The sequence below is a fragment of the Terriglobia bacterium genome, from assembly GCA_032252755.1.
Classification (GTDB): Bacteria; Acidobacteriota; Terriglobia; order Terriglobales; family Acidobacteriaceae; genus JAVUPY01.
In genome coordinates, this window is sequence record JAVUPY010000018.1 from 1 (window position 1) to 14214 (window position 14214).

Genomic DNA, 14214 nt, shown 5'->3' on the forward strand with positions numbered 1-14214 from the left:
GCAGTTTCGTAGTCCATACATACCTTTCGGCAATGAGGTGGTCATGACCCCGAATGCAAATAGAGTCTCTGCTCGTAAGGTAGTATCGTTCCGCTTCGTAAAAGTGAATGGAGCGCCTTCCTGATCCCCCGCCCGCCCCCCCCGGCAAACAGGCCGGGAACCGGCCCGAGAGGTCTGGATTTTTCTTTTCAGCGGGAACCGAAAGTGGGGTCAGAAGAATCTCGTCACCGAAGACCAAAACAGCTGTTTTTCACGCTTCCAGTAGGAGCTTAGGCGACATCCCGACGAGGGATGATCCCAAGAAAGAATACAGCAACCTCACCGACCGACTATCTCCTATCCCTGACGGGATGGTACAGCAACTGCCCGATCCGAACCACGATTACAGAGAATCTCTTCTGTTAGAATCCGGTCACTTATCGAAAGAACATTGAATGAAAACCAACCTCGAACTGTACATTCTCAGTCTCGTTCGTAACGGGGTTGCGACCCCATACGAACTGAACTCGCGGGCTGGACTCTCGCTGGGGAGCACCGTTCCTGCCCTGGCCAGACTAGAATCCGAATCACTTATCAAAGGTTCCGAACCGCAGTCTCGCAATAGCCGTCGCTATTTGCTGACCTCGAAAGGCCTGAGACTACTTCAGCGCGAATGGCGGGAGCAACTGACTGAAGAAACCACTGATCTCGATTCGATTCTCCGGATCACCTATCTTGCACGACAATACGGTACTTCCGAGGCAGCCGCCGAGTACCTCTCGAAAGCCGGCAATCGCCTTCACGCGCGCGCGAACAGTCTCAAATCAGAGGCGGAACGCTTTGGTGGGCCGGATGGGTGGGTTAAAAATGACGCTTTCCGGTCTCTCCGAGCCCGGATTGAGTCCCGTAGATTGATGGCAGCAGCGGATGAGATCGCGTTACTCGCGAAAGAACTGCTTAAGTCTGGACGAGATGAACCGGCAAAAACAAAAAAGAAGAAGAAAAGAAGCTGACTCTATACTCCAGATTCAATCACTCATTCGCGGCGCACACATTCTCATCCTTCCCGGCGTGTCTATACTTTATAAGTAGACGGCCGAAGTGTGGCACCGTTCCAAGTGAGCCACTCCAAGAAATCGCAACACTGCCTTAGATAGGGAAAATTCAGTGCTCAATACGATTTTCCTGCCCTGACTATTTGGAAGTTCCCGTCCGCCATGCAAACCTGAAACTTGCGAAGGAGGTGTCCTGGAACAACAGCGCGATTAGCCATCGGTGTGCAGTTCTGAACTGGAACCAGCGACCGAGAAATCGTCCCAAGGCGCATCGCAGCCGCAATTGAATCCAATGAAGTCCATTGTCCCGAAGCAATCTGTATCGATAACTCCGGAATGCATACGATGCGATCGATCTTTGGTCAGTGGAAGAAGTAGGTCCCTATGAACTCTGAGATGCAGTCCAGTTCCAATCCCAACCCCGCTCCCGAAGACAGCGAAGTCTACTGGGAGTATTACGTGGACGCCGAGAAAGCCGCTGAATTCCTCGGCGTTGATCTCGTGACTGTTCATTGCTGGGCCGAAGAAGGCCGTATTCCGGCTCAACCGATGAACGACCGTGACCGACAGGGTTGGCGTTTTCTCGTGTCCGAACTCGAGGCTTGGCTAGACCATGCGATAAAAGTGGCTCAACCCTTTGGCGCAAGCGACCACGGATGCAATTCTCAACCAGTAACAGAACGGAGGTGGACTACAAAGGCGCCGTGTCCGGAGGAGAACGAACTTCTGCGGGCGCGCTACGCGGCGGTGGGCCGAACCCACTAAACCAGATCCGTGCTTGGAATCGGGCAGCTAGAGGTCCCGATCTTTGAATCCGGTAGAAATAAATGTGTTCTAAGCGTCGAAGTTCAAGAAATTCGTCGAGGAGGCATCTCTCCGTCTTGGTCGCCCGGACTACGCAAAACCGGGTGGAGATGTTGGTCCGCAGTTGGATCGAGAATGTTGTTGTGCCCACACTTCTCGAGAAGTACCTCGCTGAGAGGTCTTTGCAAAAAGAGGAGAAGGGTGAATAATCCCGACGTGATGCGCTGCGCAATCTATGCTCGTTACTCCTCTAACCTCCAGCGAGATACCTCGATCGAAGATCAGATCCGTATGTGCCGAGAATATGCGAGCCGGCAAGACGGATGGATCGTTGTGGACGAGTTTGTCCGCTCAGACCGCGCAATTACAGCAGCATCTCTCGCAGGCAGGGATGCCCTCCAAAGTTTCGTAGAGGCGGCGAAGCAAAATCCGCGCCCCTTCGACCGCCTGCTGGTAGACGATACTTCACGATTTGCGCGCAATGTCGAGGATTCTCTCCGCACCGTCAAGATCCTCGAGTTCAATGGCGTCCATGTCGTGGCAATCAGCCAGGGCATAGACTCTCAGAATAAATCCGCTCGTCAGTTGTTGACCCTGCACGGAATGATGGACGAACAATTCCTTGTGGGACTGGCTGATAAAGTTCATCGTGGTCAAGAAGGCCGCGTACTAAAGGGTTTAGTTTCTGGTGGCCGCTGCTTTGGATATCGCAATGTGCCAATCGAAGATCCATCGAAGCTCGCCAAGTACGGTCGTCGCGCTGTGATCGGTGTCCGCCTCGAAATCAACGAGGTCGAAGCTGCAATCGTCCGGCGAATTTTCAAGATGTCCGCTGAGGGGATGAGCTACGCCCGCATCGCAAAGACGTTGAACGGCGAAGGAGTACTTTCTCCGATGCCGTCGCGTAAGAACCGCCAGCGCTCGTGGTGTACATCTTCGATCTTCGAGATGCTTCACAATGAGCGCTACCACGGGGTTCATGTTTGGAACCGTACTCGAAAAGAGCGCAACCCGGAGACCGGTCGGAAGGTCAGTAGGCCGCGGCCGGAGTCGGAATGGAAGCGAGTGGATGTTCCGGAGTGGCGTATTGTACCGGAAGACTTGTGGGTCGCAGTTCAGGAACGGCTCCGGGAAAGGAACGCTGCCTTCGCTAGTGCTGGTGCGAGTGGCGTAGCCAAGCATCAACAGTATCTCTTCAGCGGATTCCTGGTCTGTGGCGAATGCGGAGCAAAGCTTGTCATCGCGTCAGGAACTGCGTGCGTACAAGAAATACGGATGTCCGAACTACAGGTTTCGGGGAACGTGCAACAACTCCGTAATGATCCGTGTTGATCGTCTAGAGGAGCAGCTATTGTCCTTCCTCGAACTGAACATCCTCACACCGCAGATGTGTGCCTATGCCGTTGAACTGTTCGAGAAGGAGTTGAAGAAGCAGATTGCCGTGATGGAGTCACAGGAAGGCAAGTACGCCAATGCTCTTGCTGATATGCGGAAAGAACGTGACCGATTTAACGACGAGGCTGCACGTGTCGCTGACGCCATTGCTGCCGCTGGGCATTCGACTGCGCTTCTCAAGCGCCTTGATATTGCCGAGCGTTCCGCCGCCGACCTTCAACGCCAAATCGATACGCTCAAGATGCCGGACATCAGGATCGCAACTGCCGAGGTGCGGGACTACGTGACAAAGGGATGCCTGGACATGAAGAGCCTGTTCTGTCAGACCTATGGCATGGTGCGCGCAAAACGTGAGCTCGCCAAGCACATGACTCAACTAGTACTTACGCCAAAGGAAACCCCAGACGGTTGGCACTATGAAGTCGAAGGAGACTGGGAGCTTTTGCCAAATCAAAAAGGTGTTATTTGGGTGGTGGCCAGGGACGGAATCGAACCGCCGACACGCGGATTTTCAGTCCGCTGCTCTACCAGCTGAGCTACCTGGCCATTCCTGAAGGCTGGGCGGGAAGCGATGCTGAACGGCATCGCCGAAAACTTCCGTTGCCACTGGAACAACGAAATTATACCAGCAGCCCCGCAGCCAATCCAAACGCTGGCGACTGCCCAGATGTCGAGATGCCAAAGTCATCCGATTCTTGCAACCCAAAAATAAAAGCAGGGAATCATCCCTGCTCGCTTTTTCCCCAATTTCCTGATGAGCCGATTACCCTATTCCTAGAACGTGAACGATACTCCGCCGCGGATCGACCGCGCTGTTTGCACCAGGTACACCGTCTGGCCGTCCTGGCCCATCACCGGATGATAGCCCTGCGCCATGAGGTTACGAATGTCGATCAACGCGTCCATCCCAGTTGGAATGAAATGCCACCCCGGTATCGGTTGACGAACGAAGACATTGAAGAACGGATCCGTCTGTCCCGGGGACACGTTGAACAGATCCACCGGCGTAAGCGCATCTCCGCTCGTCCATCGATAAGACGCGATCCACCGGGTGTTCGATCCCGGCACCTGACCCGAAACCTTTGCCGCCAGCGCGTGACGCCGTTCCGTGCGTAGTCCGTCTCGGACATCCGCCAACGCCCAGCCTTCACCCGGCAATGCCAGCACGCCGCCCGTCGCATAGTCCAGGGTTGCGCTGATCTTGTCCGTCAGTTTGCGCTGGTACACCAGGCGCATGCCGCGCGTATTCAACTCGCCACCGTTGTAGTTAAAGGTACCGCCGTAGATATCCGGCAGAACGTCCCCATCGCCCCAGTATTGGTCGGAAACCCCGGTAATCACCGGATTCTCGATTCGATCCGAGTAATAAGCGGCCTCAACGGTATTCTTTCCGAAGCGATGAGTGACTGACACTTCATTGTGGTGTGCCCGCTCAATCGCCTGTCGCGAATCGACCAGGCTCACACGTGGTCCTGATTCGCTCAGATCCATCGGCGCCGAATCGAAGCCCTTCACGTGCCGCATGTTCGGCACCGAACTCTCGTACCGGTATTCGACAATCGTGTTCTTGCCGAGATGCAGGTCCGCCGATCCAAATGGCCGGAATGCCGTTGCTGTCCCAATGAACTGGATCGTCTGCAGTTCGCTTCCGTAGTTCAACTCGAGCGCGCTGCCGATCGTCGTCGAGTCTGACATTGACATCGCCAGCGCCTGCAGGGACGAGCGCCCGGAAACCAGTTGCGGTGTCACAAAGCGCCGTGCCGTTATCGCGATTTCCGGCTCCGAACCGTTATCCATGCGATGCTTGAATGAGGCGCGGAAAATAGCCGAAGGCGTCGTCGTGCCCGTCTCAACGCTGCCGTCAAATCCCAGCGTTCCCGTCGAGAAGATTGATTGCTCGATCGCGAAGTTCGTCGCCATTTCCGGCGTGCTGTAGGCTTCGCCATCGCTGCCGGCCATGAACGACACCTTGGCCTTCAATACCTTGTCGTTCTCGTTATCGGAATCAGAAACAACTACGAGCGGCCCATCATCGGAGAGACGCAACACTGGACGATTCGCCATCGAACGTAGAGTCCACTTCCAGTCGTCCTGGTCTTCCGGCGAGGAACTCGTTTTGGGCAGGAGGTTGATGGCCTCGAACAAGGTGTTCAACGTGACGTTGACGACCATGCTGGAGCCGGATTGCAAGTTAATCTTCTCTCGGATCGAGGGCAGGAACGACGGAGCAGTAACCTTGATTGCGTAGAGACCGGGCAGCAGTCCTCTCAACGTGTAGTGACCATCGGCGTCGGTTCTCGCGATGATCGGCGCGGCCAGCGAAAGCACCTCTACCGTTGCGCCCATCTGGGGCACCCCGGCGGAGTTCTTCACGTACCCGGAGATCACACCCGGATTAACGGCGGCGGACGCACCTGCCGCTATCGTCATTGCTATCAGCAGCAATCCGAGCCTGCGCACCATCGCAATCTCCTGCCTAATAATGATGCCCAAACACAACGTCCGGAAGCCCTGGCTACTCTACGGCAAATCTCGCCGCCGGAGAGATATCCTGACCGGATACATTATCGTGCACTTTGACCGTCAAGCGGTAGAGCCCTGGGTCTAAACTATTGAGCGCCATGGTTTTTTCCAGAGTGACCTGCTCGCCTGGATTCACCATCTGAGCCGTGGATTCTACCACGTGCAGCACTGATTTGTTGGTCTGCTGGTTAACAATATCGTATTCGAACGTAGCGTCCGGCCGCTTCGTCTTGTCGCTCATGGCCAGGTTGTAGACCTGCATCCACAAGTTAAGACTCTGGTTCCGCTTAAATGTTGCAGGTTTTCCGTCAGCAGGTTCTACTCTCGGACGCACCTTCGTCTGTCCAATTACGAAGCTGCCCGTGCCGACATTCTTGGCAGCTACTTTCTCCATCAAGTCTGCCAGGATCAGCGAAGAGTTCGAGAGCCTGTCTTCATTGTATTCCGGAACACGGATTCCTCTGCTGTACCAGCCGGTCCGGTCGCCATTGACGTCCTTCAGCACCACATCCAGCTTGTACATGCCCGGCCTCAACGGCAGTGCCTTCCAGTAAACCGAAGAGTTCTCAATCGTCCTCGGCAGCAACTCGGCTGGGACATCCACCTGGACCGTATCTTCGAATGTCTGCGCGACTCTGCCTGATATCGTCGTCAACCGCCCGAAGATATTCACTGTCCCGCGCTGGACACCGTCTTTATCGACGAAGGTGATGTCCTTGTTCTTCATCTGAATCGTGATCGGCGTCAGAACCGTGTCACTGGTCACGCGCACGAAGTCAGTGCGCACGTCAAACGGCATCATGTTCGTGCGGATCTTGTGCGTGACCACTTCTTCCAGGTCTTTGAACTTCACCGGCGGAGGCGTATTCAATTTCGCCAGCAGTTCGATACGGCTGAACTCGTCTCCGCCAGTCGTGCTGTTGATCCCATGATTGCCGTAATTCTGATTCGTTCCCAGGATGCGATCCGACTTGTTCGACAAGCCCATCTCTTCGGCTGTCGTCAGGCCTGCACCCGGAACGTTCAGCAGAGCGTCTTTTTCGTTGGGATCAATCGACAGCTTGTACTCGTTGCACATGCACTTATCGACGAACTCGATGATGACCTCGTTCCCGATCCCCGCGATATAACGATAACGCCAGTCCTCGAATGGATAAGTGGATGTTGTGCCACCGCCTTCACTGATGTCGCGGTTATACAAGCCACCGCTCGGGTGCGAGTCGATCTCGTCGGGCTTTCCGTACATGATGTAAATGCGCCCGCGGTCCGTCTTCCATCCCGGAATACCCGCAGCGAAATGTTCGTTTGCGTATGCGATGCGGGCATAGTGCTCTTCCTTGTATTCGTTTTCTGGAGTATCCGGGGTGGGGTCGCGACGCAGCCAGAATTGCTCGATGAATTGGTCCCGTTCCTCGTCGTTCGACAACTGCAGGAAAGCCTGCCGCTCTTCCGGCGTAATAATGTATGCCACGTCTTCGTTGAGCCACGTTTTGTAGGTCTTGCTCAACTCCTGGTAAAGCTTCTTGGCCTGTTGCTTTTTCTGCTTTTCCGTCAGAGGGCGTTTGAGTGGGTCCTGCTCCTGCTGGGCCGATGCATCCTGCGCGTCCTTCTTGTCCTTGCCGTCCGCGGTCTTATCCTGAGCCCAAAGACTCCCGGTGGATAGAATGAGACTAACTGCTAGTACCAATAAAAAACGTATCTTCGCGAACCGCATGAGGACTGACTCCTGGGACACTGATAGCTGGGAAAGATTGTAAGTTTTCAGGCACCACAAAGCAAGGAGTGGCGTCGCCGCTTCTTGTGGTCTTCTCCTGCAAAATCAGAGAGTTCACGGACTACACCATTTTTTAAAAACCCTGCTCACGCACCCAAGTTTCGCCATTTTGGTGCCTCACCAGTACCGCCCATGAGTGACATTTGTCTCTGGAAACAACAGCTCCGGTGTCTATAATGGAAGGGGCCCAGAATGGCTCCCGCCGGCTCCGTAAGGTTCCGCAGGATCATCGGAGCTCGCAAAGAGATCGGGCGTTGCGGTTCTTCCTGCTTTCCGATGCAACTTTCAAACGTCTGATTCCGTATACATAACAGAACGGGCGGAAGGTCATGCTAGCAGTGCGCGTAATGATTCCCCCGGTGTTGAGGAAGTAATGACTACATCGAAAAAGGTACTCATAGGCGTCGGTGTTGTGGCTGTGCTCGGGATCGTGGTTGCAGTGACTGTTAAGTTGGCGCGGAGGGGTGTAGTCGAAGTTCAGACAGGAAGGGTCGCGCGTCTCGACCTGGCATCTACGGTCACCGCTTCCGGAGAGATTAAGCCCAAGACTTATGCCAACATTGGCGCTAACGCCTTCGGAAAGATCACGAAGATTTACGTGAGGGAAGGCGACCACGTAAAGAAAGGCCAATTGCTTGCTCAGATCGAAAACGTACAACCCGAATCCGACGTGCAGGCCTCTCGAGCGTCCCTGGATGCTTCGCAGAAGGACTATATAGCCGCCGTCGCCGCGGTGAACACCAACCGCGCCGATCTCGACCGTGCCAAAGCCGACCTCGAGCAGAAGAGTTTGGACTACAGGCGCGCACAGCAGCTCCTGAAAGACGCGCTCATTCCCAGGTCTGATTTCGAAACCCGCAAGGCAGCCTATGAGACCTCGGTCGCCGGCCTCGAACAGGCTAAGGCCCGCGTCGCTCAGGCGCAGGCACAACTTGAGTCTGCTAAGGGACACATCAGCCAGAACCGGGCATCTCTGAGGCGGGCCGACGACGCCCTCAGCAAGACCACATATCTCGCTCCCTTCGACGGCACCGTGACGAACCTCCCTGTTCGCGAAGGCGAAACCGTTGTTGTAGGCATTCAGAACTCGCCCGGATCCACCCTGATGACCGTTGCCGATATGGGCGTCATCACCGCTGAAGTGCAGGTAGATGAAACCGATATCGTCAACGTAAAACTCGATCAGCCGGCCGAAGTCTCCATCGACGCCATCCCGAAGAAGAAGTTTCGGGGCGTCGTTACTCAGATAGGAGACAATGCCATCCTGCGTTCGACTGGCGTTTCTACCGCACAGACTACCGGAAGCAGCCAGGAAGCTAAAGACTTCAAGGTTGTGATCACGCTGGAGAATCCCCCGGCCAATCTTCGCCCCGGTCTGAGCGCCACCGCGAAAATTACGACCGCCACTCGTCAAAACGTGGTCACAATTCCGATCCAGGCCCTGACCATCCGCCAGCGTAGCGAACTCGAGAAGAAGAGCAAAGACAAGTCCGCCGTGCAGGCTGCCGCTCCAACCACTCCCGAGGAGCAGGCCAAGGCCAAGGAAGAGATCCAGGGCGTGTTCGTCATTCGCAACGGCAAGGCTCAGTTTGTGCCCGTCGAGACCGGCATTACTGGCACCACCGACATCGAAGTAACCAAGGGGCTAAAAGAGGGCGACGAGATCGTCACTGGCAGCTACAAGGTGCTGCGCACGCTGCGCAACGGCGCCAGCGTCAAAATAAATAACTCCGCGCCGAAGCCGATCGAAGAGTAGTTAGCAATTTAACGGAACGAACGACTGGCGGCTGACGTAGAAACATAGAAGACGGACGTCGTTTCTCGCTCCAGACATCGGCGGCAGTGAGTAGGTTGAGCAGAACAGATTTTAGAAGGGTACGGCTTTTGCCGTACCTAAACCGGGAAAAAAGAGGGCCTCAGCCCTGAGAGAGTCACGAATGGCGACGCAAACTGCGAGCACGGCAGAACTCAAGGTACCACCGACAAATTGCATGATCTGCACCGAGGACCTTTGGAAGACCTACGACATGGGTTCCGAACAGCAGGTCCACGCTCTCCGAGGTGTGAATCTTCAGATCGCGCGCAACGAGTACGTCGCCATCATGGGGCCATCCGGTTCCGGAAAATCCACGCTGATGAACCTCATCGGGTGCCTCGACACGCCAAGCAAAGGCAATTACTGGCTCAACGGTCAACTCGTGAGTTCACTCGACGACGACGAACTTGCTCATATTCGCAACAAGGAAATCGGGTTCGTTTTCCAGACCTTCAACCTGCTCGCCCGCGCCACAGCGTTGCACAACGTCGAATTGCCGCTGATCTACGCCGGCATGCCGTCCGAACAACGCCTCGCCCGCGCCAAGGAAGCTCTCGAGGAGGTCGGCATGGGGCACCGCATGTCTCACAAGCCGAACGAACTCTCCGGCGGACAGCGCCAGCGCGTTGCCATCGCCCGCGCCCTTGTCAACAACCCGTCCATCATTCTCGCCGACGAACCCACCGGCAACCTCGATTCACAGACCGGCGTCGAGATTATGGCGCTCTTCGACCGCCTTCAGTCCGAAGGGAATACTATCGTCCTGGTTACCCACGAACACGACATCGCCGAATACGCGCACCGTGTCATCAACATCAAGGACGGCGTAGTCGCAGGCGACCACAAAACCGCCCGGGCAAAGAACTAGTTCTTCGTAGTTGGATTCCGTGGCCGATCCCAGCTTCTATTGGCAGGGCGGGGCGTTTCTGTTTCCGATCACACGATTTCTCGATCACCACGGTGCCTGCCCTTCTTCCTTTCCTTCTGGCCCCCAACTTCGTAGTACTCTGAAATTGTCATGCGGCCAAGATTCGTTCTCTTATTTATCTTGCTCTCCACCCCGCTGCTCGCGCAGTTCCAACTGCATCTGCGCAATCCCGAAGACATCTACGCCGAACAACGCCGCACAGTCGGCTCCTGGTGCCGCCAGGATTTCATGGGCTATCGCCTTTCGGATAACGGATGGGATAAGTACAAATCGCTAACGAGCCTTAAACAGAATCCCGACTCGCCCGCCATCGTTATCGTTTCGCGATATCAGATCGGTGAACACGACCCGAAAAACGTCTCGTGGGATGTCAACGTGACCTATTTAGTCATTGGCCGCTATGACCATGCCACCGGTTACTCCCCCACAACCGGCACCGAAACCGTGACCTTCCAGACCAGGGAGGTCGACGACAACATCCTGATCACAAGCCTCGACCCCACTTCCCCTCACGTCTCCAAGACCGCCGCCCTTGCGTGGATGAAAGAACAGCTCGCCTCGACAACATCCGACCTCGACAGATTTCATCTAACGCACGCGATCCAAGCCCTCGAAGCACCACCAGCGGCGATAGCATCGAAAGGAGATCGATAGCATCGGCGTGGTGCTCAATGGAACGATAATCCGATCGCCCGAGGGCACGGGCTCTAAAGAACTAGGCCCCCCTTTTCAGGAGGCCTAAGCTTTTGCTATCGGCGAATAGCGCTCTACTGCGTCGCCCCTATCGCATTCCCGTCCGAGTTCTTCACCGACGCGCGTTCCGCGAAATAGCTGTGGTCATACAGGTCGCGATACATCTTCCCGGCGATCTCCGCCGCTTTCGGCCCAAACGTGGGACGGCCACCTTCCAGGAAGACCACAGTCACGATCCGTCCGAACTGCGTGTCCGCGTATGACGCGAACCATCCGAAGCGTGTCCCCGCCTTCGAGCAGGTGCCTGTCTTGCCGAGAATCTGTTCTTCGCTGAAGTTGTACCGCACGCTGCGCGCCGTTCCGTATTGCACCGCTCCCATCATGCCCGGCTGAACCTCCGGGAGCAGCGGAGCGATGTTCAAATACCGTTTCACCTTTGGCTGGAAGTTAGCGATCTGCTGCGGTGTCGTCGGATGCTGCAGGTAGTAAAGCGTGCCGCCGTTCGCCATCGCTGCAACCATCGCGCCAAGTTGCAGCGGCGTCATCGAAACCCCTTCTCCAAACGAGCACATCCTGCCTACGCCGCCCAACTTCGCCGGCAGAACCTCATCGGGATACGTTCCCAGGTGCTCGCCCGGAATGTCATACCCTGCCAGTTCGCCCAGTCCGAATTCGTGCGCGTAGCGCTGCACTCGCTCGAAACCAAGCTTGCGGCCCAGTGCCTCGAAATACGCATTGTTCGAGTGTGCCAGCGCCTGGGTCATGTCGATCGACCAGTGCTTGCCCAGCGAAACCTTTGTGTCTTTCGTTACAATCCCTTCGCTCAGCGCGGCCAGCGCCACCGACAGCTTGATCGTCGAACATGGCGTCGCACCCTGCGAGAGCGCCAGCTTCTGGTTTACCATCGCCAGTATCCGTCCATTCGACGGATTAATGGCGACCACCGTCCCGTTGTAATTGCCCAGCGCCTCGATCGCCGCCGCGCGAACTACCGGGTCCTCTCCGGCCGTCACATCACCCGCTCCGAGGTTCTGATTCGTGAACGAACTCGCCGTGAAGCGCTCATAATAGCGATGCCGCCGCGAGCGTCGCGACACTACCCGGCGCCTCGTGCGAACTGCCGTCGCTCTCGCCACCGTTCGGCTGTGTCGCAGATGGCTGATACGTCTCTTCGCCCTCTTGCTCTCGGCAACTTTCTGCGATGATTTCTTGTAACGCTTGGTGGAGACCGAAGCGGCAAACGCGCTGGTCAAGAACAGCGACACCAGCACGGAAAAAAGGGCGATAGGGAGCAAACGTCGTGTCATGACTACCTTTGGCCTGAGGAGATATCTGCACACAACCAGCCAACTCTCAAAACGAGACTACTCCCGTTCGCTGTTAGTTGGTTAGTAACCAACGGGATAGTACGAGAGTTCCTATTGTGAAAACAATAAGAAATCTCCCAGTGCTTCGACTGGAATTGTCCTCATCCTGAACTGATGCAGCTACTTACGTGTGAGTTGCGAATTCGTTGCCGCGCCCATGCCCAAGCCCTGGTCACGCATCCCCTGAAAAGGTGCAGCGACATTTACATCTTCCGTAACCACCCCCGTTACACCTCTGGTTCATCGTCCAAATCCCTGTGAATTTCCGCCCTTGAGAACCCATTTCGCACCTCTTTTTCCGTTTCTGTGATCGTACGGTTATCGGACATTGCGTAGAATCTTCGTCTGGCATTCGCCCGATCTGTTACTCAGTTGTGCGATAGATCTCGAATTGAAATTGATTGAAAAAAGAAGAACGCCGGCCATCTCGACCGGCGTCCTCTGGATGCTAACTAATTTGATTCTCAGGTAATTCTTGCTTTTCCGATTACCCGAGAGCCTATTTTTCCTGACTACTTGTGTTCTCTCTGTTTCCTGATGAACGCCGGCACATCCAGATCGTCCTCTTCGAATGCCGCCTTGACGTTGCTTTTCACCGCGTCCAGCGTTGTCGTGTCACGCTGTGGCGCCACCGGCGTCGGCGGAGTCGCGCGGAATACCGGCTCCGGTGCGGATGCCGTTGCCGGAACAGGCTCAGGCACAGGTTCCGTACGCGCCTCAGCGGCCCGATCCGCTCTCGGCTCGATCCGCGGATTCGGCGTATAAACCGATGCCGTCCTTTGCTGAGCGATTGCTGCGGCAGCCGAGGTAACGCGCTCCCGGTTTCGCTGCATGTGCTCGGTCTTGAACCCGGTCGCGATTACCGTGATCTTCACTTCGTCCTTCATCTTCTCGTCCAGCACCGCGCCGAAGATGATGTTCGCGTCCTCGTGCGCCGCCGACTGGATAATGGTCGAGGCTTCGTTCACTTCTGCGAGCTTCAGGGAACTCGATCCGGTGATGTTGATCAGGATGCCGCGCGCTCCATCGATGGCACCCGCCTCGAGTAGCGGGGAAGCGATCGCGCGATTGGCGGCTTCAATTGTGCGTTCGTTGCCGCGTCCCGTCGCAGTACCCATGACCGCGTAACCCATGCCGGCCATGATCGCCTTCACGTCTGCAAAGTCGCGGTTAATGATTCCCGGAATCGTGATGATGTCCGAAATTCCCTGCACGCCTTGTCGCAGAATGTCATCGGCCACGCGGAAAGACTCGAAGAATCCCGCATCTTGCGCCACGGCGAGAAGCTTCTCGTTCGGGATGACGATTACTGTGTCCACAGAATCGATCAGTTCCGCCAGTCCGCGCTCCGCCTGCGACATGCGGCGTTTGCCCTCGAACGCGAACGGCTTCGTCACCACTGCAACTGTCAGCGCGCCCATCTCGCTCGCCAGCGACGCAATGATCGGCGCCGCACCCGTTCCCGTTCCGCCGCCCAGGCCCGTCGTCACGAACACCATGTCCGCGCCTTCCAGCGCTTCGATGATCTGGTCGGCATCTTCCAGCGCCGCCTTCCGCCCGATCTCCGGGTTGGCGCCCGCGCCGAGGCCGTTCGTCAGCTTCACGCCGAGTTGAATCTTGATCGGCGCACGAGACATCTGCAGCGCCTGCAAGTCCGTGTTGGCGACGATGAAATCCACGCCCTCCACCTTCGCCTCGATCATGCGATTGACGGCGTTTCCGCCGCCGCCGCCCACGCCCACCACCTTGATCTTGGCGTTGTTGCGCGGATCCTCGTGAAACGAGATGCGGATGTCCTTTTCTTCAGTCATGATCTACTTCCCCAATTCCTCATTTGCCTGTTGCACTTGCGTCAATGATTGAAGTCAGTTCAGGGTCCG

At 56.1% G+C, this 14214-nt stretch carries 11 protein-coding genes and 1 tRNA gene; 6 read left to right on the forward strand and 6 right to left on the reverse strand.

Features of this window, described 5'->3' with window-relative positions; all coding sequences use genetic code 11:
* The first annotated feature begins 434 nt into the window (after positions 1–434).
* From ROO76_03735 to ROO76_03745, 3 genes are all read left to right on the forward strand, one after another.
* A complete protein-coding gene (locus ROO76_03735) occupies positions 435–992 on the forward strand; it encodes a PadR family transcriptional regulator (GenBank protein MDT8067257.1) in 558 nt (185 codons plus the stop codon).
* A gap of 426 nt (positions 993–1418) precedes the next feature.
* A complete protein-coding gene (locus tag ROO76_03740) occupies positions 1419–1799 on the forward strand; it encodes a helix-turn-helix domain-containing protein (protein ID MDT8067258.1) in 381 nt (126 codons plus the stop codon).
* Between the two features lie 240 nt (positions 1800–2039).
* Positions 2040–3170: a recombinase family protein gene (locus ROO76_03745; protein MDT8067259.1), complete on the forward strand. Its 1131-nt coding sequence runs from the start codon at positions 2040–2042 to the stop codon at positions 3168–3170.
* A gap of 118 nt (positions 3171–3288) precedes the next feature.
* On the opposite strand, the gene ROO76_03750 is transcribed toward ROO76_03745, so the two are convergent.
* From ROO76_03750 to ROO76_03765, 4 genes are all read right to left on the reverse strand, one after another.
* Entirely contained in the window at positions 3289–3609 is a 321-nt protein-coding gene (locus tag ROO76_03750) for a hypothetical protein (GenBank protein MDT8067260.1), read from the reverse strand.
* Positions 3610–3703: 94 nt separating this feature from the next.
* Positions 3704–3779, reverse strand: a tRNA-Phe gene (locus ROO76_03755).
* Positions 3780–4007: 228 nt separating this feature from the next.
* Positions 4008–5696, reverse strand: a complete 1689-nt coding sequence (locus tag ROO76_03760) for a carboxypeptidase-like regulatory domain-containing protein (protein MDT8067261.1) — start codon at positions 5694–5696, stop codon at positions 4008–4010.
* A 52-nt stretch (positions 5697–5748) separates the two neighbouring features.
* Positions 5749–7470, reverse strand: coding sequence for a GWxTD domain-containing protein (locus tag ROO76_03765; GenBank protein MDT8067262.1), 1722 nt, complete (start codon positions 7468–7470; stop codon positions 5749–5751).
* 433 nt (positions 7471–7903) lie between these two features.
* Between ROO76_03765 and ROO76_03770 the strand changes: the two genes are divergently transcribed.
* The 3 genes from ROO76_03770 to ROO76_03780 all read left to right on the forward strand — a co-directional run bounded on the left by ROO76_03770 (position 7904) and on the right by ROO76_03780 (position 10928).
* A complete protein-coding gene (locus ROO76_03770; GenBank protein MDT8067263.1) occupies positions 7904–9286 on the forward strand; it encodes an efflux RND transporter periplasmic adaptor subunit in 1383 nt (460 codons plus the stop codon).
* Positions 9287–9467: 181 nt separating this feature from the next.
* Entirely contained in the window at positions 9468–10214 is a 747-nt protein-coding gene (locus ROO76_03775; GenBank protein MDT8067264.1) for an ABC transporter ATP-binding protein, read from the forward strand.
* A gap of 150 nt (positions 10215–10364) precedes the next feature.
* A complete protein-coding gene (locus ROO76_03780) occupies positions 10365–10928 on the forward strand; it encodes a hypothetical protein (GenBank protein ID MDT8067265.1) in 564 nt (187 codons plus the stop codon).
* Positions 10929–11041: 113 nt separating this feature from the next.
* On the opposite strand, the gene ROO76_03785 is transcribed toward ROO76_03780, so the two are convergent.
* The gene (locus tag ROO76_03785) at positions 11042–12274 is read right to left on the reverse strand and encodes a penicillin-binding transpeptidase domain-containing protein (GenBank protein MDT8067266.1); all 1233 of its coding nucleotides are present in this window, start codon (positions 12272–12274) and stop codon (positions 11042–11044) included.
* Positions 12275–12846: 572 nt separating this feature from the next.
* Entirely contained in the window at positions 12847–14145 is a 1299-nt protein-coding gene (ftsZ, locus tag ROO76_03790; protein MDT8067267.1) for a cell division protein FtsZ, read from the reverse strand.
* Between the last annotated feature and the right edge of the window lie 69 nt (positions 14146–14214).

Coding starts and splice junctions, on each gene's coding strand:
- ROO76_03775 (MDT8067264.1), top strand. CDS start 9,468: ATGGCGACGCAAACTGCGAGCACGGCAGAACTCAAGGTACCACCGACA.
- ROO76_03740 (MDT8067258.1), top strand. CDS start 1,419: ATGAACTCTGAGATGCAGTCCAGTTCCAATCCCAACCCCGCTCCCGAA.
- ROO76_03780 (MDT8067265.1), top strand. CDS start 10,365: ATGCGGCCAAGATTCGTTCTCTTATTTATCTTGCTCTCCACCCCGCTG.
- ROO76_03760 (MDT8067261.1), bottom strand. CDS start 5,696: ATGGTGCGCAGGCTCGGATTGCTGCTGATAGCAATGACGATAGCGGCA.
- ROO76_03785 (MDT8067266.1), bottom strand. CDS start 12,274: ATGACACGACGTTTGCTCCCTATCGCCCTTTTTTCCGTGCTGGTGTCG.
- ROO76_03735 (MDT8067257.1), top strand. CDS start 435: ATGAAAACCAACCTCGAACTGTACATTCTCAGTCTCGTTCGTAACGGG.
- ROO76_03765 (MDT8067262.1), bottom strand. CDS start 7,470: ATGCGGTTCGCGAAGATACGTTTTTTATTGGTACTAGCAGTTAGTCTC.
- ROO76_03770 (MDT8067263.1), top strand. CDS start 7,904: ATGACTACATCGAAAAAGGTACTCATAGGCGTCGGTGTTGTGGCTGTG.
- ftsZ (MDT8067267.1), bottom strand. CDS start 14,145: ATGACTGAAGAAAAGGACATCCGCATCTCGTTTCACGAGGATCCGCGC.